Origin of the sequence: Streptomyces sp. NPDC005402 (assembly GCF_040606575.1) — a bacterium.
Lineage (GTDB): Bacteria > Actinomycetota > Actinomycetes > Streptomycetales > Streptomycetaceae > Streptomyces.
The window spans coordinates 266,466-292,058 of sequence record NZ_JBEXFB010000007.1; the positions used below are offsets into that span (position 1 = coordinate 266,466).

Annotated in this window: 3 protein-coding genes; all 3 read left to right on the forward strand. The window is 74.0% G+C overall.

Annotated elements, in window-relative coordinates:
* The 3 genes from ABZT02_RS16295 to ABZT02_RS16305 are packed head-to-tail and all read left to right on the forward strand — an operon-like array spanning position 1 to position 25,447.
* On the forward strand, positions 1 to 12,615 hold the full coding sequence (locus tag ABZT02_RS16295) for an amino acid adenylation domain-containing protein (RefSeq protein ID WP_356018436.1): 12,615 nt from the start codon (positions 1 to 3) through the stop codon (positions 12,613 to 12,615).
* Entirely contained in the window at positions 12,612 to 24,185 is an 11,574-nt protein-coding gene (locus tag ABZT02_RS16300; protein WP_356018439.1) for an amino acid adenylation domain-containing protein, read from the forward strand. Before ABZT02_RS16295 ends, ABZT02_RS16300 begins: the two co-directional genes overlap by 4 nt.
* On the forward strand, positions 24,182 to 25,447 hold the full coding sequence (locus ABZT02_RS16305) for an MFS transporter (protein WP_356018441.1): 1,266 nt from the start codon (positions 24,182 to 24,184) through the stop codon (positions 25,445 to 25,447). The genes ABZT02_RS16300 and ABZT02_RS16305 overlap by 4 nt, the downstream gene beginning before the upstream one ends.
* Positions 25,448 to 25,593: the final 146 nt, after the last annotated feature.

The following is a 25,593-nucleotide window of genomic DNA, read 5'->3' on the forward strand; positions in this document are numbered from 1 at the left end:
GTGGCGAGTAACACCCGCACCGTCGATGACATTTTGCCTCTCTCCCCGCTCCAGAGCGGCCTGTTGTTCCACAGCGTGTTCGACGAGGCGACGCCCGACATCTACACCGTCCAGTCGACCTTCCATCTGGCCGGCCCGCTGGACGCGGGCCGCGCCCGGGAAGCCGCCGACGCCCTGCTGCGCCGGCACGCGAGCCTGCGGGTGGCGTTCCGCCAGCGCAAGGACGGGGAGTGGGTGCAGCTCGTCGCGGCGCGGTACAAGCTGCCGTGGACCGAGATCGATCTGTCCCACCTCCCCGAGGCGGAGGCGGACGCCGAGGCCCGCCGGGCCACGCTCGCCGACCGGGAGCAGCGCTTCGACACCGGCCGGCCGCCGCTGATCCGGTTCACCCTGATCCGGCTCGGCGCGCAGAGCCACCGCCTGGTGCTCACCATCCACCACACGGTGCTCGACGGCTGGTCCCTGCCGACCCTGCTGAAGGAGTACCACGCCCTGTACCTGTCGGGCGGGGACGCCCGGGGGCTGCCGCCGGTGGCCCCGTACCGGGACTACCTGGCCTGGCTCTCCCGCCAGGACGCAGACGCCTCGCGCGCCGCGTGGGACGCCATGCTCGACGGGCTGACCGCGCCCAGCCTGGTGGCCGGTGCCGGCGAGCACACCCCGCAGGACCCCGGACGGTACGAGTTCGGGCTCACCGAGGAGCAGACCCGGGCCCTGACGGCCCGCGCCCGTTCCGCGGGCGTCACCGTCAACACCGTGGTGCAGGCCGCCTGGTCGCTGGTCCTCGCCGGTCTGACCGGCACCGACGACGTGGTCTTCGGCGTCACCGTCAACGGCCGCCCGGCCGAGCTGCCCGGCATCGAGTCCATGGTCGGCCTGTTCATCAACACCCTGCCGCTGCGCATCAGGCTGGACCCCGGGCAGACCGCGGGCGAACTCCTCGGCAGGGTGCACCACGCCCAGGCCGAGCTGATCGCCCACCAGTACCTGGGCCTGTCGGAGGTGCAGCACCGCACCGGACTCGGGCCGCTCTTCGACACCTCCGTCGTCTTCGAGAACTTCCCGTTCGACTCCGCGCCGGCCGTCTCCGAGGACAGCGACCCGCTGCGGGTGGTGGGCGCCGAGAGCCACTCCGCGAACCACTTCCCGCTCAGCCTCGTCGGGATGCCGCAGGACGCCCTGCGTTTCAAGCTGTTCCACCAGCGCGCCCTGTTCGACGACGCGGCCGCCGCGGCGATCGCCGAGCGGTTCCTGGGTCTGCTCGACACCCTCGTCCGTGCCCCGGAGCGGCCGCTCGGCCGGGCCGACGTGATCGGTGCGGACGAGACCGCCCGCGCCCAGGCCGCCGCGGCCGGCCCCGCCGGTGCCGCCGCCGACGGCGCCCGGCTGCCCAGCCTGCCCGAGCTGTTCACCGCCCAGGCCGCGGCCACCCCGGACGCCCCCGCCGTCCGCGCAGGCGACCAGGTCCTGACGTACCGCCAGCTCGACGCCCGCGCCAGCCACGTGGCCCGCACCCTGATCGAGCGCGGGGTCCGCCCCGGCCGGACGGTGGGCGTGCTGCTGCCGCGCGGGACCGACCTGGTGGTGGCGCTGCTCGGCGTCGCCAAGTCCGGTGGCGCGTATGTGCCGTTGGACCCCGAGCACCCTGCGGAGCGGATCGCGGCGGTGCTCGCCGACGCCGACCCCGTGCTCACCCTGACCGAGCCGGGCTTCGCGCTGTCCGGGTCCTCGGATGTCGAGACCCTGGCCGTCACCGAAGAGGAGGCCGCCTCCTTCACGGCGGTACCGCACCCGCACGACCCGGCCTACCTGATCTTCACCTCGGGCTCCACCGGCCGTCCCAAGGGCGTTGTCGTCGAGCACCGCTCGGTGGCCGCCTATCTCGTACGGGCCCGCCAGGCCTATCCGGACGCCGCCGGCCTCACCCTCGTGCACTCCTCGGTCACCTTCGACCTCACGGTGACCGGCCTGTACACCCCGCTGGTGTCCGGCGGCTGCGCCCACCTGTCCGAACTCCCGGATGCCGTGGGCGGCCCGCGCCCCACGTTCCTCAAGGGCACACCCAGCCACCTGGAGTTGCTCGACACCCTGCCGGCCGAGGTCTCGCCCTCCGGCACCCTCGTGCTCGGCGGCGAGGCCCTGCGCGGCGAGGCCCTGCGCGCATGGCGTACGGCCCACCCCGACGCCACGGTGATCAACGCTTACGGCCCGACCGAGGCCACCGTCAACTGCCTGGAGTTCCGCGTCGAGCCCGGCGCCGAACTCGCCGACGGCGCGGTGCCGATCGGCCGGCCCTTCGCCGACACCCGCGCCTACGTCCTGGACGCAGCCCTGCGCCCGGTCGCCCCCGGTGTCGCCGGCGAGCTGTACATATCCGGCGTGGTCCTCGCCCGCGGCTACCTCGGCCGCCCGGACCTCACCGCCGAGCGCTTCGTCGCCGACCCGTACGGCCCGCCCGGCGCCCGGATGTACCGCACCGGTGACCTCGCCCGACGGCGCGCGGACGGCACCTTCGTCTACGCCGGCCGTGCCGACGACCAGATCAAGCTGCGCGGCTTCCGGATCGAGCCCGGCGAGATCGAGGCCGCCGCGGCCGCGCACGCCGACGTCACCCGGGCCGTGGTCCTCGCCCGCGAGGACCGTCCCGGCGACGCCCGTCTGGTCGCCTGGGTGACGCCCGAGACCGTGGACACCGAGGCGCTGCGCGCCCACCTCGCGGACGCGCTGCCCGCCTACATGGTCCCGGCCGCGATCGTGGCCCTGCCGGCGATGCCGCTGACCCCCAACGGCAAGGTGGACCGGGGAGCGCTGCCCGCCCCGGAGGAGATCGCGAGCGTGCTGCCCGTCCAGCGGGCCCTGCGCGACCCGCGCGAGGAGCTGGTGCGTGAGCTGTTCGCCGGGGTGCTCGGCCTGTCGGGCGTCGGACCCGACGACGACTTCTTCACCCTCGGCGGCCACTCCCTGCTCGCCATCCGCCTGGTCAGCCGGCTGCGCGCGAGCCTGGGCGTCGAACTCTCCGTCAAGCACCTGTTCCGCAACCCCACCCCGGCCGCCCTGGTCCGCTCCCTCGGCGAGTCCGAGGAGGCGCGCCCGGCGCTGGTCAGGCGGCGGCGCCCCGAACGGCTGCCGCTCTCCTACGGCCAGCAGCGGCTGTGGTTCCTGCACCGGATGGAGGGGCCGAACCCGGTCTACAACCTGGCCTCCGCGCTGCGCCTGACCGGCCCGCTCGACCACGACGCCCTGCGCGCGGCGTACGCCGACGTCGTCGAGCGCCACGAGAGCCTGCGGACGCTCATCGCCGAGGACGAGCAGGGCGTGCACCAGATCGTCCTGGCCGACGTACGCCCGGATCTGACGCATGTGCGCTGCACCGAGAACGAGTTGACGGACCTGCTCGCCGAGCACGCCCGCCACCCCTTCGACCTGTCCGCCGAACTCCCGCTCAGGCTGTTCCTGTACGAACTCGCCGAGGACCGGCACGAACTGCTCGTCCTGCTGCACCACGTGGCCGGTGACGGCTGGTCCACCCCGCTGCTCACCCGCGACCTGACGCGCGCCTACGCCGCCCGCGCCGGGGGCGCGGCCCCGCAATGGGAGGAACTGCCCGTCCAGTACGCCGACTTCGCGCTGTGGCAGCACGAGCTGATGGGCTCCGAGGACGACCCCGCGAGCCGGGCCTCGCGGCAGCTGGCCTTCTGGCGCGAGACCCTCGCGGACCTGCCCGAGGAACTCGCCCTGCCCACCGACCGGCCGCGACCCGCCGTCGCCTCCTACCGGGGCGACAACGTGGCGATCAGCATCCCCGCCGCGCTGCACCGCGCCGTCGCCGAGCGCGCCCGGGCCGCCGACGCCACCGTCTTCATGGTGGTGCAGGCCGCGCTCGCCGTGACCCTGTCGCGGCTCGGCGCCGGTGACGACATCCCGCTCGGCTCGCCGGTGGCCGGCCGGCTCGACGAGGCGCTGGACGACCTCGTCGGCGACTTCATCAACACCCTGGTGCTGCGCACCGACGTCAGCGGTGACCCCACCTTTACCGAACTCCTCACCCGGGTACGGGAGACCGACCTCGCCGCCTGGTCGCACCAGGACCTGCCGTTCGAGCGACTGGTCGAGGTGCTCAACCCGGCCCGCTCGCTGGCCCGCGCACCGCTGTTCCAGACCCTGCTCGCCTTCAACAACACCGGCGGGCCGGCCGGTTCGGGCCCGGCCGAGGCGCAGCTCGGCGAGCTCGCGGTGACCGCCCGCGGTGGAGTGGGCAGCGGTGTCGCCAAGTTCGATCTCGCCTTCAACCTGCGCGAGCGGCATACGGCGGACGGCGCGGCGGACGGGATGACCGGCATCCTGGAATACGCCGGCGACCTCTTCGACCACGGCACCGCCGAGCGTCTGGTGGACCGCTTCGTCTCCGTCCTGGCACGGCTGGTCGCGGAGCCCGGGCAGCGCATCGGCGCCGTGGACGTACTTCTCGACGGGGAGCGCGCGGCCGCCCTCACCGGCCCGTCCGACACGGCGCGCGCGGCCGAGGACCGCTGGTTCCTCGACCACTACGAGCGGCATGCCGCCCGGCAGCCGGACGCACCGGCCGTCACCGCCGGTGACGTCACCCTCACGTACGCCGAGTTGAACCGTCGCGCCAATGCCATGGCCCGGCTGCTGGCCGCGGCCGGCGCCGCCCCCGAGCGCTTCGTGGCCGTCGCCCTGCCGCGCACCACCGATCTGCTCGTCACGCTGCTGGCCGTGCAGAAGGCGGGCGCCGCCTATCTGCCGATCGACACCCACTTCCCCGCCGACCGCATCCGCCGGATGATCACGGACGCCGCCCCGGCCGTCCTCGTCACGACCCGCGAGCTGCTGCCCGGCCTGCCCGACGTCGCCGTGCCCACTGTCCTGACCGAGGAGGCCGACCTCGCGGGGCACGCGGACACCGACCTCGGCCTGCGGGTGCCGGCCACGAGCGCCGCGTACGTCCTGCACACCTCCGGTTCCACCGGCGTCCCCAAGGGCGTCGTGGTGCCCCGCGGAGCCCTCGACAACTTCCTGCGGGCGATGGCCGACCGCTGTGCGGTCACCCCGGCCGACCGGCTCCTCGCGGTCACCACCGTCGGCTTCGACATCGCGGGTCTGGAGCTCTATCTGCCGCTGGCCCGCGGCGCCGCCGTCGTCATCGCCGGGTCCGACACGGTCCGCGACCCGGAGGCGCTGCGCGCCGCGGTCACCCGCCACGGCATCACGCTCATGCAGGCCACGCCCACGCTGTGGCGCGCAGCCGCCGGACGGGACGCCTCGTTCCTGGCCGGCGTGCGCGTCCTGGTGGGCGGCGAGGCGCTGCCCGCCGACCTGGCCGCGACCCTCACCGGCGGCGCGCGGTACGTGCTGAACGTGTACGGCCCCACCGAGACGACCATCTGGTCCACCGCCGCCGAGATCACCGACCCCGCCGGCATCCACCTCGGCGAGCCGCTCGACAACACCGGTGTGTACGTCCTGGACGACCTGCTGCGTCCGGTCGCCCCCGGCGTGCCCGGCGAGCTGTACCTGTCCGGCGCCGGCCTCGCCCGCGGCTACCTCAAACAGCCCGGCCGCACCGCCGAGCGGTTCGTGCCCGACCCGTACGGCGACACCGGCACCCTGATGTACCGCACCGGCGATGTCGTCCGCCGCACCGCCGCCGGGCGTCTGGAGTACGTCGGCCGCGGCGACCAGCAGGTCAAGCTGCGCGGGTTCCGGATCGAGACCGGCGAGATCGAGGCCGTACTCGCCGCCCACGCGGACGTCGGGGCCGCGGCCGTCGGCGTACGCCCCGACGCGGCCGGCGAGGCACGCCTGGTCGCCTGGGTGGTCTCCGACGTCGACCCGCTCGCCCTGCGCGCCCACGTGGCCGCCGCCGTCCCCGAGTACATGGTCCCTGGCGCCTTCGTACCGCTGTCCGAACTTCCCTTGACCGCCAACGGCAAGCTGAACCGGGCCGCGCTCCCCGACCCGGCCGAGACCCACAGCACCACCGGCCGGCCGCCGCGCTCGCCGCAGGAGGAGATCCTCTGCGGTCTGTTCGCGGAGATCCTCAGCCGGCCCCGGGTCTCGATCGACGACGACTTCTTCGCCGTGGGGGGCCACTCGCTGGCCGCGATGCGCCTGGTCGGCCGGATCCGCTCGGTGCTCGACGTGGACCTGCCGATCAGCGCCCTGTTCGAGGCGCCCACCGTCGCCGCCCTGACCGCCCGGCTCACCGGGGCGGGAGCGAGCCGCGCCCTGCTGACCGCCCGGGCGCGCCCGGACCGGCTGCCCGCCTCCCCCGCCCAGCAACGCCTGTGGTTCCTCGGCCGGTTCGAGGAACCCGGCAGCGCCACCTACAACGTGCCCGTGGTGCTGCGCCTGACCGGCACCCTCGACGAGCCGGCGCTGGCCGCCGCCCTCACCGACGTGATCACCCGCCACGAGACCCTGCGCACCGTCTTCGCCGAGGACGCCGAGGGCCCCTACCAGGTCATCCTCGACCCGCGCCCGGTCCCGACGGCCGTACGGCCCGCCACCGAGGAGGAACTGCCCGCGCTGCTCACCGAGGCCGCCCGGACCGGCTTCGACCTGGCCACCGACATCCCGTTGCGCGCCCACCTGTTCGCCCTCGCACCCGACGAGCACGCCCTGCTGCTCGTCATGCACCACATCGCGGGCGACGGCGGCTGGTCGGTGCCGCTGCTCGTCAAGGACCTCGCCACCGCGTACGCGGCCCGGCGCGGCGGCCAGGAGCCCACCTGGCGGCCGCTGGCCGTCCAGTACGCCGACTACACCCTGTGGCAGCGCGAGGTGCTCGGCTCCGCCGAGGACCCGGACAGCGAACTGGGCCGTCAACTCGCCCACTGGCGCGAGGCACTGGCGGACCTGCCGGCGGAACTCACCCTGCCCGCCGACCGGCCGCGCCCCCCGAAGGGCAGCGGCCAGGGCGCCGACCTGCGCTTCCGACTCCCGGCCGAACTGCACGCCGAGCTGGAGTCCCTCGCGCAGAAGCACCGCGCGAGCCTGTTCATGGTGGTCCAGGCCGCTGTCGCGGTGGCCCTGTCCCGGCTCGGCGCCGGCGAGGACATCCCGCTCGGCACGCCCAGCGCGGGCCGCGTCAACGAGGCGCTCGACGGCCTCATCGGCTTCTTCGTCAACACCCTGGTACTGCGCACCGACCTGTCCGGCGACCCCACGTTCGCCGAGGTGCTCGACCGGGTCCGGACCACCTCCCTGAACGCGTACGCCCATCAGGACGTGCCGTTCGAGCGGCTGGTCGAGGCCCTCAACCCGAACCGCGCGCTGGGCCGCCACCCGCTGTTCCAGACCATGGTCACCTGGAACAACGCCGCCCAGGACGCCACCGGCAGGCTCGCCGAGGACCTGCCCGACCTACGGATGCGGGTCGGAGAGGTCGACGCCGGTGTGGCCACGTTCGACCTGCTGTTCGCGTTCTCCGACCTGCGCACCGAGCGCGGCACCCCGGACGGCCTCGCCGTCCGTCTGGAGTACGCCACCGATCTGTACGACCCCGCCACTGCGGAGCTGTTCGTCACCACCCTGACCACGGTCCTCACCGCCGTCACGGCCGACGCCGAACGCCCGGTGCACCGCATCGACGTACTGCCCGAGGCGACGCGCACCCGGCTGCTCGGCGCTGCGCAGGGACCGGCCCCGCGCCCGTACCGCCCGCTCGCCGAGGCGCTCGCCGCGCGGGCCGGGGAACATCCCGGCACGGTCGCCGTCACCGACGGCCCGCGCAGCCTCACCTACCGCGAACTGCACGAGCGGGCCCGTGCGTTGGCCGCCGAGCTGCGGCGCCTCGGGCTCGGCCCGGAGGACCGGGTCGCGGTCGCGCTGCCGCGCGGCACCGACCTGGCCGTCGCCCTCGTCGCCGCGCTCACGGCGGGCCCGGCCTATGTGCCGGTCGACCCGGAACTCCCGGCCGAGCGCATCGCGTTGATCCTCGACGACACCGCGCCCGGCGTCCTGATCACCACCGCGGACCTCGCCGCGGGCCTGCCGGCCGGCGCCGTACCGCGGGTGTTCGTCGAGGCCCCGCGCCCGGCGGCCGCGCCGGACACCGTGTTCCCCACCGCGCTGCCCGACCATCCCGCGTACGTCATCTACACCTCGGGCTCGACCGGCCGCCCCAAGGGCATCGTGATGCCGCACCGCGCCCTGGCCGGGCTGCTCGACTGGCACGAGCGGGCGGTGCCGGGCCCGGCCGGCACCGTGGTGGCCCAGTTCACCGCCGTCGGCTTCGACGTGTCCGTGCAGGAGATCCTCTCGGCGCTGCTGTCCGGCAAGACCCTCGCGGTCGTACCCGAGGACACCCGCCGCGACCCGCGCGAGCTGGCCCTGTGGCTGGCCGCGCACAAGGTGGCCGAGCTGTACGCGCCGAACCTGGTGATCGACGGCGTCCTGGAGGCGGCCCGCGCGTGCGGCGCCGACCTGTCAGAGCTGCGCCACCTCGTCCAGGCCGGTGAGGCGCTCACCCTGCGCGAGCCCGTCCGCGCCCATCACGCCGGGGCGGCGACCCTGCTGCACAACCACTACGGGCCCGCCGAGACCCATGTGGTGACGGCGTGGACGCTGCCCGCCGACGTCGGCGACTGGCCGGACGTCCCGCCCATCGGCAGCCCCGTCGACGGTGTCGACGTCCGCCTCCTGGACGCGGGCCTGCTGCCCGTGCCGCCCGGCGTCGTCGGTGAACTGCACCTGTCCGGGACGGCGTTGGCCCGCGGCTATCTCGGCCGCCCCGACCTGACCGCCGAGCGCTTCGTCGCCGACCCCTACGGTCCGCCCGGCGCCCGGATGTACCGCACGGGGGACCTGGCCCGGCTGGGGGCCGACGGCGAACTCGTCTACGTCGGCCGCGCCGACCACCAGGTCAAGATCCGCGGATTCCGGATCGAGCCCGGCGAGATCGAGGCCGCGCTGACGGCGCACGAGGACATCGTCCGCAGCGCCGTCGTGGTCCGTGAGGACACCCCGGGCGACCGGCGCCTGGTCGCCTACGTGGTCGCCGCACCGGGCCGCACCGTCCCGGCCGCCGCCGCGCTGCGCGCCCACCTCGGCCGCCTGCTGCCGGCGCACATGGTGCCCGCCGCGTACGTGCCCCTGGACGAACTGCCGCTGACCCGCACCGGAAAGCTCGACCGGGCGGCGCTGCCCGCCCCCACCCACGAGGTGACGGCGGTACGTGCGCCGCGCACCGCCCGCGAGGAGGCCCTGTGCGGCCTGTTCGCCGAGGTCCTCGGACGGGCGGCGGTCGGTGTCGACCAGGACTTCTTCGACCTGGGTGGTCACTCCCTGCTCGCCACCCGCCTGGTCGCCCGCGTCCGTACCGTCCTCGGTGTCGAACTCGCCGTCCGCGGCCTGTTCGAGCAGCCCACCCCCGCCGGGCTCGCCGCCCTCCTGGACCAGGCCGAGGACGCCCGTCCGGCCGTGACCCGCCGCGAGCGGCCCGAGCGGATCCCGCTGTCACCCGCCCAGCGCCGGCTGTGGTTCCTGCACCGCCTGGAGGGGCCGAGCGCGACCTGGAACATGCCCACGGCCCTCCGGCTGTCCGGCGTCCTCGACGAGGACGCCCTCGGTGCGGCTCTCGCGGACGTCGTCACCCGGCACGAGTCGCTGCGGACCGTCTTCGCCGAGGACTCCGGCAGCGGCTACCAGGTGATCCGTACCCCCGAGGAGACCCTCGCCGCGCTCGGCACCCCCAGCGCCGTCGAGGTGCCTTCCGAAGACCTCGCGGAACGGCTCGCCGCGACGGCGGCCCGCCCGTTCGACCTCACCGCGGAACCGCCGCTCAGGGTCACCCTGCTGCGCACCGGCCCGCAGGAGCACGTCCTGCTGCTCGTGCTGCACCACATCGCCACCGACGGCTGGTCGGCCCCCGTGCTCGCCCGCGACCTCACCACGGCGTACGCGGCGCGGCAGGCCGGCACGGCCCCGGGCTGGGCCGGACTCCCGGTCCAGTACGCCGACTACACGCTGTGGCAGCGCGACGTACTCGGCTCCGAGGACGACCCCGACAGCGTCGCTGCCCGGCAACTCGCCTACTGGAAGCAGGCGTTGACGGACCTGCCGGAGGAACTGGCGCTGCCCGCCGACCGGCCGCGACCCGCGGTCGCCTCGCACCGCGGCGCCGCCGTGCCCTTCCACATCCCCTCCGACCTGCACACGGGCCTGGCCCGGCTGGCGGGCGAGAACCGGGCCAGCCTGTTCATGGTGGTCCAGGCCGCCTGGGCCACCCTGCTCTCCCGGCTGGGAGCGGGCGAGGACATCCCGGTCGGCACCCCGATCGCGGGCCGCACCGACGAGGCGCTCGACGACCTGGTCGGGTTCTTCGTCAACACCCTGGTGCTGCGCGCCGACCTGTCCGGCAACCCCTCCTTCACGGAGCTGGTGGACCGGGTACGGGAGACCTCCCTGCTGGCCTACGCCCATCAGGACGTGCCGTTCGAGCGGCTGGTGGAGGTGCTCAACCCGACGCGATCGCTGGCCCGTCACCCGCTGTTCCAGACCATGCTGATGTGGAACAACAACGACGACCGCGTCACCACGGGTGTCGCGGACGGGTTCTCCGGTCTGACCGCCGAGACGCTGCCGCTCGGCACCAGGGTCGCCAAGTACGACCTCACCCTGGCCCTGAAGGAGAGCTACGCCCCCGACGGCGGCGCGGCCGGCCTGCACGGCCATCTGGAGTTCGCCGCGGACCTGTTCGACCGGGCCACCGCCGAGAGCTTCGTGGAGCGGTTCACACGGGTGCTGCGCACGGTGGTGGACGCACCGGGAACCCCCGTGGCGGATGTGGACGTGATGGCCCCGGGTGAACGGGAGAGGGTGCTCGGTGAGGGGAACGACAGCGACCGCGAGGTCCAGGACACCCCGCTCGCGGAACTCTTCGCCGCTCGTGTGGCGATGTCACCTGAGGCGCGTGCTGTGGTCTTCGGTGAGGTGGCGCTCTCCTACGGAGAGCTGAACACCCGCGCGAACCGCCTGGCGCACTGGCTGATCGAACGGGGCGCCCGACCCGAGACCCTGGTGGCCCTCACACTGCCACGGTCCGTCGACCTGGTGGTGGCACTCCTCGCGGTGCTGAAGTCCGGCGCCGGGTACGTGCCGGTGGACCCGGAGTTCCCGCAGGAGCGGATCGCGTACATCCTCGACGACGCCGCCCCCGTCCTGACGCTCACCGAGGACGTGCTCAGCGGGGTGGATCTCGGGGCCTACCCCGAGAACGACCCGGTGGTGGCCGGACGTTCGGGCGACCAGACGGCGTACGTCATCTACACGTCGGGATCGACCGGCCGGCCGAAGGGCGTGACGGTGTCGCAGGCGGCGCTGGTCAACTTCCTGACCGCCATGCAGGACCGGTTCGCACTGACCGAGGACGACCGGCTGGCAGCCGTCACCACGGTCGGCTTCGACATCGCGGGCCTGGAGCTGTTCCTGCCCCTGCTGCACGGCGCCCAGGTCGTCCTGGCTGCGCGCGAGGTCGTGCGCGACCCCGCCGCGCTCCTGACCCTCGTACGCGAGTCGGGCGCCACCCTCATGCAGGCCACCCCGAGCCTGTGGCACGCGATGACCGAAGCCGGAGACATCCCGACCGGACTACGGGTCCTTGTCGGCGGTGAGGCACTGCCCGCCTCCCTGGCCCGCGCCCTCACCGCGGCCGGCCGCTCGGTGACCAACCTGTACGGCCCCACCGAGACCACCATCTGGTCCACCGCCACCCAGGTCACCGACAAGATGTCGATCGGCGATCCGATCGCCAACACGCGGGTGTACGTGCTCGACGCGAGGCTCCGGCCGGTCCCGGTCGGTGTCGCGGGCGAGCTGTACATCGCCGGCGCCGGCCTGGCCCGCGGCTACCACCGACGCCCCGGCCTGTCCGCCGAACGGTTCGTCGCCGACCCCCACGGCCCCGCCGGCACCCGCATGTACCGCACCGGCGACCTCGTCCGACGCACGACCGGAGGCGACCTGGAATACATCGGCCGCACCGACTTCCAGGTCAAGGTCCGCGGCTTCCGCATCGAACTCGGCGAGATCGAGACCGTGCTCGCCGACCACCCGGACGTCGCCCGCGTGGCCGTCCTCGTCCGCGAGGACACCCCCGGCGACCAGCGCATCATCGCCTACGTCGTCCCCGGCCCGGACGGCTCACCGGACGGAGACGTCCTGCACAAGCACGTGGCCGCGAGTCTGCCCGACTACATGGTCCCGGCGGCGTTCGTCCCCCTCGACGCACTGCCGCTGACGCCCAACGGCAAACTCGACCGCGCCGCCCTGCCCGCCCCCGCGCTCGGCGCACTCGGCGAGGGGCGACCGCCGCGCACCCCGCAGGAGGAGACCCTGTGCGGGCTGTTCGCCGAAGTCCTCGGCGTGGCCGAGGTGAGCATCGACGACGACTTCTTCGCCCTCGGCGGTCACTCACTGCTCGCCAACCGCCTTGCCTCCCGCGTTCGTTCGGCCCTGGGCAAGGAGATGAGCATCCGCGGCTTCTTCGAGAAGCCCACGGTCGCGGCCCTGGCCGAAAGCCTCGACCACGCCCAGGCCACCACCACCCGTCCCGCGCTGCGCCGCCGCACCGGTACCAAGGAGAACTCGTGACCACGCTGTCCTTCTCGCAGCGCCGCCTGTGGTTCCTCAACCAGCTGGACGGCCCGAGCGCGATCTACAACATCCCCACCGCTCTGCGGCTGTCCGGCTCCCTGGACCGCCGGGCGCTCACCGCGGCGCTGGCCGACGTGGTCACCCGCCACGAGACGCTGCGCACGGTGCTCGCCGACGGGCCCGAGGGCCCGCGCCAGGTGGTCCTCGCCCCCGCCGCCGAAGCCGCCACACCTGTGCTCACGGTGGTGCCCACCGACAAGGCCGGTCTGGACCGCGCCCTGGAGAGCGCCGCCCGGCACGAGTTCGACCTCCTCGCCGAGACCCCGATCCGCTGCACCCTGTTCGCACTCGCCCCGGACGAGCATGTCCTGCTGGTGCTGCTGCACCACGTGGCGGGTGACGGTTGGTCGGTCCCCGTGCTCGTCCGCGACCTACTCGGCGCCTACGCGTCCCGGCTGGCCGGCGAGGCTCCGGGCTGGGAGGAACTGCCGGTCCAGTACTCGGACTTCACCGTCTGGCAGCAGGAGCTGCTCGGCTCCGAGGACGATCCGGACAGCCTGGTCTCCCGGCAGCTCGCCTACTGGCGGGACACCCTCGCCGGCCTGCCCGAGGAGCTGGGCCTGCCGGCCGACCGACCCCGCCCGGCGACCGCCACCCACCGGGGCGACACCCTGCCCCTCGCGGTGCCGGCCGAGGTGCACGTCCGCCTCCTGGAGCTCGCGCGGGAGAACCGGGCCAGCCTGTTCATGGTCGTCCAGGCCGCCCTGGCCACCCTGCTGTCCAAGCTGAGCGGCAGCACCGACGTCCCGATCGGCACCCCGATCGCGGGCCGCACCGACGAGGCGCTCGACGACCTGGTCGGGTTCTTCGTCAACACCCTGGTACTGCGCGCCGACCTGTCCGGCAACCCCACCTTCCGCGAGCTCCTGTCCCGGGTCCGGGACGCCGACCTGCACGCGTACGAGCACCAGGACGTGCCCTTCGAGCGGCTGGTGGAGGTACTCAACCCGCCCCGGGCGATGGCCCGTCACCCCCTCTTCCAGACCTTGCTGACCTGGAACGACAACGACCAGCGGCAGGCTCGCACGGCTGCCGCCGAACTGCCCGGCCTGACCGTCTCCGGCCACGCGGCCGAGACCCGGACGGCTCGCTTCGACCTCTCCTTCACGGTCGAGGAGCGCCAGACGGCCTCCGGCGCGCCCGACGGTCTGAGCGGCGCCCTGAACTACAGCACGGACCTGTTCGACCGGGCCACCGCCGAGCGCGTCGCCGAGCGGTTCACCCGGGTCCTCACCGCGGTCGCCGCCGCCCCGGACACACCGGTGGCCCGCGTGGACCTGCTGACTTCGACCGAGCGGCACGAGCTCCTGGAACGCGCCAACGAGACCGCCCGGGCCGTCGCACCGACCGGCGTCCCCGAGCTGTTCGCGGCGCGCGCGGCCGCCTCCCCCGATGCGCATGCTGTGGTCTTCGGTGAGGTGGCGCTCTCCTACGGGGAGTTGAACGCCCGGGCGAACCGGCTCGCGCACTGGCTGATCGAGCAAGGCGCCCGCCCCGAGACCCTGGTGGCCATCACACTGCCCCGCACGACGGACCTCGTGGTGGCACTCCTCGCGGTACTCAAGTCCGGCGCCGGATACGTCCCCGTGGACCCCGAGTTCCCGCAGGAACGGATCGCCCACATCCTCGACGACGCCCACCCCGTCCTCACCCTCACCGAAGACGTGCTCGGCGGAGCCGACCTGGAGGCGTACCCCGCCAACGACCCGGTGATAGAGGGACGGTCGGGCCACCACACCGCCTACGTCATCTACACCTCCGGCTCGACCGGCCGCCCCAAGGGCGTCACCGTCCCCCACGCGGCACTGGTCAACTTCCTGACCGCCATGCAGGACCGCTTCACCCTGACCGAGAACGACCGGCTCGCAGCCGTCACCACCGTCGGCTTCGACATCGCCGGCCTGGAACTCTTCCTGCCCCTCCTGCACGGCGCCCAAGTCGTCCTGGCAGCACGCGAAGTCGTCCGCGACCCCGCCGCACTCCTCACCCTCGTACGTGATTCGGGCGCCACCCTCATGCAAGCCACCCCCAGCCTGTGGCACGCCCTGACCGAAGCCGGAAACCTGCCCACCGGGCTACGAGTCCTCGTCGGCGGCGAAGCACTGCCCGCAACCCTCGCCCGCACCCTCACCGAAGACGGCCGACCGGTCACCAACCTGTACGGCCCCACCGAAACCACCATCTGGTCCACCGCCACCCAGGTCACCGACAAGATGTCGATCGGCGGCCCGATCGCCAACACCCGCGTCTACGTACTGGATTCAGGGCTGCGGCCCGTCCCGGTCGGCGTGGCAGGGGAGCTGTACATCGCCGGCGCCGGTCTGGCCCGCGGCTACCACCGACGCCCCGGCCTGTCCGCCGAACGGTTCGTCGCCGACCCCCACGGCCCCGCCGGCACCCGCATGTACCGCACCGGCGACCTCGTCCGACGCACGACCGGAGGCGACCTGGAATACATCGGCCGCACCGACTTCCAGGTCAAGGTCCGCGGCTTCCGCATCGAACTCGGCGAGATCGAGACCGTGCTCGCCGACCACCCGGACGTCGCCCGCGTGGCCGTCCTCGTCCGCGAGGACACCCCCGGCGACCAGCGCATCATCGCCTACGTCGTCCCCGCCGGCGCGCAGAGCGGCCCGCACCACACCCTGCTGCGCAAGTACGCGGCGGCCTCCCTTCCCGAGTACATGGTCCCGGCGGCGTTCGTCACCCTCGACGCACTGCCGCTGACGCCCAACGGCAAACTCGACCGCGCCGCCCTGCCCGCCCCCGCGTACGGCCTGGAGAACACCGGCCGAGCCCCTCGCACCCCGCAGGAGGAGATCCTGTGCGGGCTGTTCGCCGAAGTCCTCGGGGTGCCACGAGTCACGGTGGACGAGGACTTCTTCTCCCGCGGCGGACACTCGCTGCTCGCCCTGCGCCTGATGACCCGCGTCCGCGCCACCCTCGGCGTGGACCTGCCGGTCCGGCAGCTCTTCGAGACGCCGACGGTGGCCGGCCTGGCCGAACTGCTCGGCTCCGGCGACACGGCCCGCCCCGCGCTGGAGGCCCGGCCGCGTCCCGAGCGGGTGCCGGTCTCCTTCGCCCAGCGCCGCCTGTGGTTCCTGAGCCGGCTGGAGGGGCCGAGCGCCGCCCACAACATCCCCACCACCCTGCGCCTCTCCGGATCCCTCGACCGGGAGGCCCTGGCCGCGGCGCTGGCCGACGTGGTCACCCGCCACGAGACCCTGCGCACGGTCTTCGCCGAGGACGCGAAGGGCCCGCACCAGATCGTCCTCGCCCCCGAGCAGGCCCGACCCAAGCCCCTGGTCACCCGCACCGACGAAGCGGGCCTCGCCGACGAACTGCGCCGGGCCGCCCGCCAGGGCTTCGACCTGGCGGCCGAACCGCCGCTGCGCACCCACCTGTTCGAGCTCGGCCCCGACGAGCACGTCCTGATGCTGCTCGTCCATCACATCGCGAGCGACGGCGGCTGGTCCACGCCGGTCCTGGTCCGCGACCTCACCACCGCCTACGCCGCCCGCTGCGCCGGCGAGGCGCCCGCCTGGTCGCCGCTGCCGGTGCAGTACGCCGACTACACCCTCTGGCAGCACGAGGTGCTCGGCTCCGAGGACGACCCCGACAGCCTGGTCAGCCGCCAACTCGCGCACTGGAGCGAGGCGTTGCGGGACCTTCCGGAGGAACTGCCGCTGCCCACCGACCGGCCGCGCCCGGCCCGGAGCAGCTACCGCGGCGGCACCGTGCCGGTCACCGTGCCGGCCGTTCTGCACCAGCGCCTGGAACACCTCGCCCGGGAGAACCGGGCCAGTCTCTTCATGGTCGTCCAGGCCGGCCTGTCCGCCCTCCTGTCCAAGCTCAGCGGCTCCACCGACATCCCGATCGGCACCCCGATAGCCGGCCGCACCGACGAATCGCTCGAAGACCTGGTCGGCTTCTTCGTCAACACCCTCGTGCTGCGCACCGACGTCTCGGGCGATCCGGCCTTCACCGACCTGGTGGCCCGCGCCCGGCAGACCGACCTCGCGGCGTACGCCCACCAGGACGTGCCCTTCGAGCGGCTCGTGGAGGTACTCAACCCGCCGCGGGCGATGGGCCGCCACCCACTGTTCCAGGCCATGCTCGCCTTCAACAACGTCGATCAGAAGGCGACGCTCGGCGAGGGTCGCCTGCCCGGACTGACCGTCTCCGGCGACCGGGTCGGCACCGGGGTCGCCCAGTTCGACCTGCTGCTCGCCGTCGCGGACAGCCGCGCCGAGGACGGCACACCCGCCGGGATCACCGGGCACCTCGAATACAACGAGGACTTGTTCGACCGGGCCACCGCCGAGACCCTCGTACGCCGGCTGACCCTGCTGCTCGACGCCCTCGCCGAGAACCCCGGACTGCCCCTGAGCCGCATCGGGATTCTGGAGGACGACGAGCGCCGCCGCATCCTCGGCGACTGGCTCGACACCGCGCACGAGGTGCCCCGCGCGACCCTGCCCGCCCTCTTCGCCGCGCAGGCCGCCCGCACCCCCGACGCGCTCGCCGTACGCCATGGTGACCGGACGCTGTCGTACGCCGAACTCGACGCTCGCGCCAACCAGTTGGCGCGGCTTTTGATCGGGCGCGGCGCCGGGCCGGACCGCTTCGTGGGCATCGCCCTGCCCCGCACCGAACTCACCCTGGTGGCGGTGCTCGGCGTTCTCAAGGCCGGTGCGGCGTACGTGCCGATCGACCCCGGTTACCCGGCCGACCGCATCGCGCACCTGCTGCGGGACGCGAGCCCCGGACTGCTGATCACCACCGGGGAGGTGCTCGGACGGCTGCCCGACGAGGGCGGCGAGCGGATCGTCCTCGACGCACCGGCCACCGCGGCCGCCCTCGGGGCGCTGCCCGCCGACGACGTGACCGACGCGGAGCGCGTCAGGCCCCTGCGGCCCGGGCACGCCGCCTACGCGATCTACACCTCCGGCTCCACCGGTCTGCCCAAGGGCGTCGTGGTGCCGCACGAGAACGTCGCCGACCTGGCGGCCTGGGCGGTGGGCGAGTTCGGCGCCGAGGGCATGGCCCATGTGGTGGCCTCCACCTCGCTCAACTTCGACGTCTCCGTCTTCGAGATGTTCGGCCCCCTGTTGAGCGGCGGCGCAGTCGAGGTGATGCGGGACGTCCTGGAACTCGGCGACAGCGCCCACGCCGGCCGCTCGGTGTCCCTGATCAGCGGGGTGCCCTCGGCCATGGCCCAGCTCGTCGGCGACGGCGGCCCGCTGGTCGCCGCCCGCGAGGTGGTGCTCGCGGGCGAGGCCGTCTCCGCCCGCGACGCCAACGACGTCGTACGCGCCGTCGGCGCCGAACGCTTCGCCAACATCTACGGCCCGACCGAGGCCACCGTCTACGCCGCGGCCTGGTACACCCGGGACGAGATCACCGGCGTACCCCCGATCGGCGCCCCCCTGCGCAACACCCGCCTCTACGTCCTGGACGCGGCCCTTCAGCCGGTCCCGGTCGGTGTCGCGGGCGAGCTGTACATCGCCGGCCCCGGCCTGGCGCGCGGCTACCACCGCCGCCCCGGCCTCACGGCGGAGCGGTTCGTCGCCGACCCGCTCGGCCCGGCGGGTACCCGCATGTACCGCACCGGCGACCTGGTCCGCTGGAGCCCCGACGGCGACCTCGACTACCTCGGCCGTACCGACTTCCAGGTCAAGGTGCGCGGCTTCCGGATCGAGCTCGGTGAGATCGAGGCCGTCGTCCTCGGCCATGCGGACGTCGCCCGCGCCGCCGTTCTCGTCCGCGAGGACCGGCCCGGCGACAAGCGCCTGGTGGCCTATGTCGTCCCGGGCGCCGGACGCGCCGTGGACCGGGCCCGGCTGCGCGCCCACGCGGCCGCCGCCCTGCCCGAGCACATGGTGCCCTCCGCGTTCGTCGTTCTGGACGGCCTGCCGCTGAACCCCAACGGCAAGCTGGACCGAGCCGCCCTGCCCGCGCCCGAGTACGGCCCGGCCCAGACCGGCCGGGCCCCGCGGACCCCGCAGGAGGAGATCCTGTGCGGGCTGTTCGCCGAAGTCCTCGGCGTGCCACGGGTGTTCCTGGACGACGATTTCTTCGCCCTCGGCGGGCACTCGCTGCTCGCCACCCGGCTCGCCGGCCGCATCCGCGCCACGCTCGGCGAAGAACTGACCATCCGCCAGTTCTTCGAGACGCCGACCGTCGCCGGACTCGCCGCCGCCCTCGGCTCCGGCGGCCCCGCCCGCCCCCCGCTGCTCGCGGGCGCACGGCCCGAGCGTGTGCCGCTCTCCTCCGCCCAGCAGCGCCTGTGGTTCCTCGGCCGGTTCGAGGGCCGCAGCCACACCTACAACGTGCCGACCGCGCTCAGACTCTCCGGTGCGGTGGACCGCAACGCCCTCGCCGCCGCCGTGGCCGACCTCGTCGCCCGCCACGAGAGCCTGCGCACCGTTTTCGCGGAGGACGCCGAAGGCCCGTACCAGACCGTCCTCGACCCTGAACGCGCCCGCCCCGGCCTGACGGTGCGCGACACCACCGAGGAGGAGCTGGCCACGGGCCTGGACGAGGAGGCGCGGTACGCCTTCGACATCGGCGCCGAACCGCCGCTGCGGGCCACGCTGTTCTCCGTCGGCCCCCACGAGCACGTGCTGCTGCTCCTGGTTCACCACATCGCCACCGACGGCTGGTCGATGCCGCTGCTCGTCCGCGACCTCACGGCCGCCTACGCCGCCCGCTGCCGGGGCGAGGCACCCGGCTGGTCACCGCTGCCGGTGCAGTACGCCGACTACACCCTGTGGCAGCGCGAGCTGCTCGGCTCCGAGGACGACCCGGACAGTCTCGCCGCCCGGCAACTCGCCCACTGGCGGGAGGCGCTGGCCGGTCTGCCCGAAGAGCTGGACCTGCCCACCGACCGGCCGCGCCCGGCCGTCTCCTCCTACCGCGGCGACCTGCTCGACGTGGAGATCCCGGCCGAGACGCACGCGCTGCTGACCGGCCTGGCCCGGGACAACCACGCCAGCCTCTTCATGGTGGTTCAGGCCGCCCTGGCCGCTCTGCTGTCCAAGTTGAGCGGGGCCGGCGACATCCCGATCGGCACCCCGATCGCGGGCCGCACCGACGAGGCCCTGGAGGACCTGGTCGGGTTCTTCGCCAACACCCTCGTCCTGCGTACCGAGGTGGTGGCCGACGAGCCGTTCACGGCTCTCGTGGCCCGGGTCCGGGAGACCGATCTGACGGCCTACGCCCACCAGGACGTGCCCTTCGAACGGCTCGTGGACACGCTCAACCCGGTCCGCTCGATGGCCCGCCACCCGCTGTTCCAGACCATGCTGACCTTCGACAACGTCGCCGCCCGCGACACCACGGACCCCGGTCCCGCCGGGCCGCTGCCGGACGTGGCCGCCTCCGGGCAGCACGTCGGCACCGGCGTCGCCCGCTTCGACCTGATGTTCCGGCTCGGCGAGCGGCACACCGCGGACGGCACACCGGGCGGGATCGCCGGCGTCCTCGAATACGCCGCCGACCTGTTCGACCGGGAGACCGCCCGCGGCCTCGCGGACCGTCTCGTCGCCGTCCTCACGGCCGCGGCGGCCCGCCCCGACGCCCCGGTTGGCGCCCTCGACACCCTGCCCGAGAGCGACCGCGGCCGACTGCTCGTCAGCTGGAACGACACCGCCCGCGCACTGCCCGCCGACCACCTGCCCGCCCTGTTCAGGGCGCAGGCCGCCCGTACCCCGCACGCCCCCGCCCTCGACTTCGAGGACCTCACCCTCGACTACCGTGAGCTGGACCTGCGCTCCGACCGGCTCGCCCACTGCCTCGCCGCCCGCGGCGTCGGCGCCGAGGACCTGGTGGCCGTGGCTCTGCCCCGGACCGCGACGATGGTCGTCGCCCTGCTCGCCGTCCTCAAGGCGGGTGCCGCGTACGTGCCGGTCGACCCGGAGTACCCGGCCGACCGCGTCGCCTACATGCTGGCCGACGCCACCCCGGCCCTGCTGCTGACCGACCGCGAGACCGCCGCCGCGCTCCCCGGGGACACCGCCCCCGAGGTCCCGCGCCTGGTCCTGGACGACCCGGCGACCGCGCACGCCCTCGACGCCGTCACCGACGCCGAGGTGGAGCGGGTCCGCCGGATCGCGGCCCCCCAGCCCGACCACCCGGCGTACGTCATCTACACCTCGGGTTCCACGGGCCGGCCCAAGGGCGTGGTCGTGGGCCACGAGAACCTGCTCAACCTGCTGAACGCGATGCAGGGCCACCTCCGGCTGACCGCGGACGACCGGCTGCTGGCCGTCACCACCATCGGCTTCGACATCTCCAACCTGGAGCTGTGGACGCCGCTCGCGCACGGCGCCCGCCTGGTGCTCGCCGCCCGCGAGACCGTCAAGGACCCGGTGGCCCTGGCCCGGCTCGTCGAACGGTCCGGGGCCACCGTCCTGCAGGCCACCCCGACCGCGTGGCAGGGCCTGGTCGCCACCCGGCCCGAGGTTCTGCGCGGCCTCGTGAAGCTCGTCGGCGGCGAGGCGCTGCCCGGAGCGCTCGGCCGCGCCCTGCACGACCTGGGCGGCTCCCTCACCAACGTGTACGGCCCGACCGAGACCACCATCTGGTCCACAGCCGCCCGGCTCGACGACGCCACCTGCGAACGGCCGCCCATCGGACGGCCGTTGGACAACACCCGGGTCTACGTCCTGGACGCCGGACTGCGCCCGGTGGCCCCCGGCGAGGCCGGCGAGCTGTACATCGCCGGCACCGGGGTGGCCCGGGGCTATCTGAACCGGCCCGGACTGTCCGCCGAGCGGTTCACCGCCGACCCCTTCGGGCCGGCCGGCAGCCGGATGTACCGCACCGGCGACCTGGTCCGCTGGAGCGCGGACGGCGACCTGGAGTACATCGGCCGCACCGACCACCAGGTCAAGGTGCGCGGCTTCCGCATCGAACTCGGCGAGATCGAGGCCGCGTTGACCGTCCAGGAGGAGATAGCCCAGGCGGTGGTCGTCGCCCGCGAGGACACCCCCGGCGACAAGCGGCTGGTGGCGTACGCCGTACCGGACCGGGGCGACGGCAGCCGGGACACCGAGCGGGAGGAGAGCCAGGTCCGCGAGTGGGAGGCCGCCTACGACGCCCTCTACGGCGAGCCCGGCTCCGACACCTTCGGCGAGGACTTCGGCATCTGGCGCAGCACCTACACCGGGGACCCGATCCCGACGGCGCAGATGCGCGAGTGGCGGGCCGGCACCGTCGAGCGCATCCTCGCCGACCGGCCGCGCCGGGTCCTGGAGATCGGCGCGGGCACCGGACTGATCCTCGCCCATGTGGCTCCGCACTGCGAGAGCTACTGGGGCACCGACCTGTCCGGCTCCGTCGTCGAGCGGCTGCGCGCCCAGGTCGCCGAGCGGCCCGAGCTGGCCGGCCGGGTCACGCTGACCACCCAGCCCGCGCACGACACCGACGGGCTGCCGCGGGGCGTCTTCGACACCATCGTGCTCAACTCGGTGGTCCAGTACTTCCCCAGCGCCGACTACCTCGCCGAGGTCCTGGACAAGGTGCGGGAGCTGCTGGCCCCCGGCGGCACCGTCTTCATCGGCGACGTCCGCAATCTGCGCACCCTGCGCACCCTGCGCGGGGCGGTCGCCCTCACCGGGCGGGACTCCGAGCCTCAGGGTGCCGAGCGGGACCGGCTGCGTGCCGGGGTCGAGCGGGCCGTGGTGCGCGAGAAGGAACTGCTGCTGGCGCCCGAGTGGTTCACCGACCTCGCCGGCGTGACCGGGGTCGACCTCCGCATCCGGCGCGGCCTGCACCACAACGAACTCACCCGGCACCGCTACGACGTGGTGCTGCGCACCGGTACGGCCCTGGACCGCACCGCTCCCGACGCCCCGGCCCTGGCCTGGGGGGAGCAGCTGAACGGCCTCGACGAGCTGGCCGCGGAGCTGTCCGCGGGCCGCCCGGCGCTGCGGGTCACGGGCATCCCCAACCTGCGGTTGTCCGCCGAAGTGGCAGCCGTGCGGGGCCTGTTCGACGAGGACGACGAGGACGCGCCGCCCGCCTGGGCCGTGGACCCCGAGGACCTGTACGCCCTCGCCGAGCGCACCGGCCACCGGGTGGCCGTCACCTGGGCGGCCTCCGACGCCGGGGACGGCGCGCTCGACGTGCTGTTCGTGGTCGGCGACGGCCCGGTGGACCTGGCCCTCGCCGGGGTCTACCGGCCCGCTCCTGCGCCCGATCCCCGGCCGCGCGCCAACGACCCGGCCCGCCGTCGGGACGACACCGGACTCGGCCCTGTACTGCGTGACCGGCTCAAGGAGACTCTCCCGGCCCATATGGTGCCCGCGGCCGTTGTCGTCCTGGACGCCCTGCCGCTCACCCCGAACGGCAAGGTCGACCGCGCCGCGCTGCCCGTGCCCGACTTCGGCTCGCGCGCTGCCGGCCGGGCACCGACCACCCCGCGCGAGGAGCTGATGTGCTCCCTGTTCGCCGAGGTCCTCGGCCTCGCGGGCTTCGGGCTCGACGACAACTTCTTCGAGAACGGCGGGCACTCCCTCCTCGCGACACGGCTCGTCAGCCGCGTTGGTGCGGTGTTCGGCGTCGACGTGCCGCTGCGCCGGCTCTTCCCGGCGCCCACCCCGGCCGAGCTGCTGCACGACCTGGAGCCGGACGGCGACCGCGACGGGCACGGGGTGCTGGTGCCGCTGCGGGCCACCGGGGACCGTCCCCCGCTGTTCTGCGTGCACCCGGCCGCCGGCCTCAGCTGGTGCTACCTCGGCCTCCTCGCCCACCTGGGCCCCGACCACCCGGTGTACGGGCTCCAGGCGCGCGGCACCGACGGTGCCGGGCCGCTGCCCGCCTCGATCGAGGAGATGGCCGCCGACTACGCCGACCAGATCCGCGCGGTGGCCCCCGAGGGCCCCTACCGGCTGCTCGGCTGGTCGGTCGGCGGGACCGTCGCCCACGCGATCGCGACCGAGCTGGAGCGCCGCGGCGAGCGGGTGGAACTCCTCGCCGTGCTCGACGCCTACCCGGTGGCCGACGCGGCCGGCACCGAGCCGCCCTCCGAGGCCGTGATCGTCGCGCGCAACCTGCGGGCGATCGGCTTCGACTTCCAGGAGTCCGAGCTCACCGCGGAGACCTTCCCGATCGAGCGCTACCGGGCCTTCCTGGCGCGCGAGAACAAGGTGATGGCCCGGTTCGAGGAGCACGAGATCCTCGCCATGAAGGACGTCTACGTGAACAACACCCGGCTCATGTGGTCCCACACCCCGGGCCGCTTCGGCGGCGACATGCTGTTCGTCACCGCCCGACGCGATCAGGGGGCGCTCGCCCGCGAGCTGGGTCACCGGGCCTGGCAGGACCATGTCGCGGGAGACATCGTCAACCACGACGTGGACTCGGACCACGAGGGCCTGATGACCCGGCCCGGACCGATCGCGCACGTCGGCCGGCTGCTCGCGGACCGCCTCGCGGCGCTCGACGGCGCGGCCCGGGTCCGTAGAAACTCCGTAGACCCGGCGCGCAGGCTCGACGCATGACGGTGGTCGACGAGACGGCGGTTGCGGCGCTCCCCTTGCGTCGCAACCGCGACTTCCTCCTGTTGTGGACCGGCAACTGGCTTCAGTTCTTCGGCTCCCGGATGAGCGGCGTCTGCTATCCGCTGCTCGCGCTCCAGATCTCCGGCGGTTCGGCCGAGGCGGTCGGCCTGGCGTCGGCCGCGGCCGTACTGCCGCAGGCCGTCGTCCAGTTGCCGGCCGGGGTTCTGGTCGACCGCTGGGACCGGCGTGCGGTGATGCGCTGGTGCGCGGTCGGCCGGATCCTGGTGCTGGGCGCGGTGGGGGTCACCCTGGCCCTCGGGGCGCTCGGCATGGGGCTGCTCCTGGCGCTGATCGCCACCGAGGTGTCGCTCGCCATCGTCTCCTCGCTCGCCGAGCGGGCCACCGTGCGCACGGTCGTCCCGGCGCGGCAGCTGCCCTCCGCGCTCTCCCAGAACGAGGCCCGCGGGCGGGTCGCGGGTCTGCTCGGCGGGCCGGCCGGCACCGTGCTGTTCACCTGGACGCGCTGGAGCCCTTTCCTCGCCGCCACGCTGGGGGCGCTGGTCGCGGCGATCAACCTGCGGTTCATCCGGGCCGACCTGAGGACCGAGACGGCGGTGCACCGCCGTGCGATCCACCGGGACCTGGCCGACGCCCTGCGCTGGCTGCGGGGACAGCGGGCGCTGCGCGCGATGCTGCCGGTGGTCACCGTGGCCACGGCCCTGCTCCAGGTGGTGATGCAGGGTCTGGTCGTGGTGCTGGTCAAGGAACAGGGGCTGCCGGAGGCCACCTTGGGCCTGGTGCTGGGGATCAGCGGCTGCGGTGGTCTGCTCGGAGCACTCACCGGACGCTGGTTCATGGCGCGGCTCGCGCTGCCCGTCCTCCTGATCGGCGGGCTGACCGTGTGGGCCGCCCTGATGAACGCCATGGCCTGGGCCACCGGGCCGGTACAGCTCGGTGTGCTGTTCGCCGTGATGAACGTCATCGGAGCGGTCTTCGGGGTGGCCACCGCGGTCTACCAAGTGACGATCACGCCCCAGGAGTTGCAGGGCCGGGTCGCGGCCCTGTCCGGCCTGGTGGTCGCCCTCGGCACCACCGCGGGCGCCTTCGCCGCCGGAAAACTCCTGCACGCCTACGGCGGCCTGCTCTCCCTCCTGGTAGCCGCCGGCCTGATGGCCCTGACCGCGCTGACGGCCGCACTGATCCCGGCCGTCCGCAAGGCCCGCATCCCGGCCGCGACCCACCCCGAGCCCTCCCCGACGTGATTCCTCGCCCCTGCCCCTACGACCCGCTCGACACCCGCCGACGTGCCCTCTCGCCCCCGCCCCTACGAACCCGTCGGACACCCGCCCACCTGACCCCTCGCTCCCTGCCCCGACGAGACCAGTCGGACATCGGCCACCCCCACCCC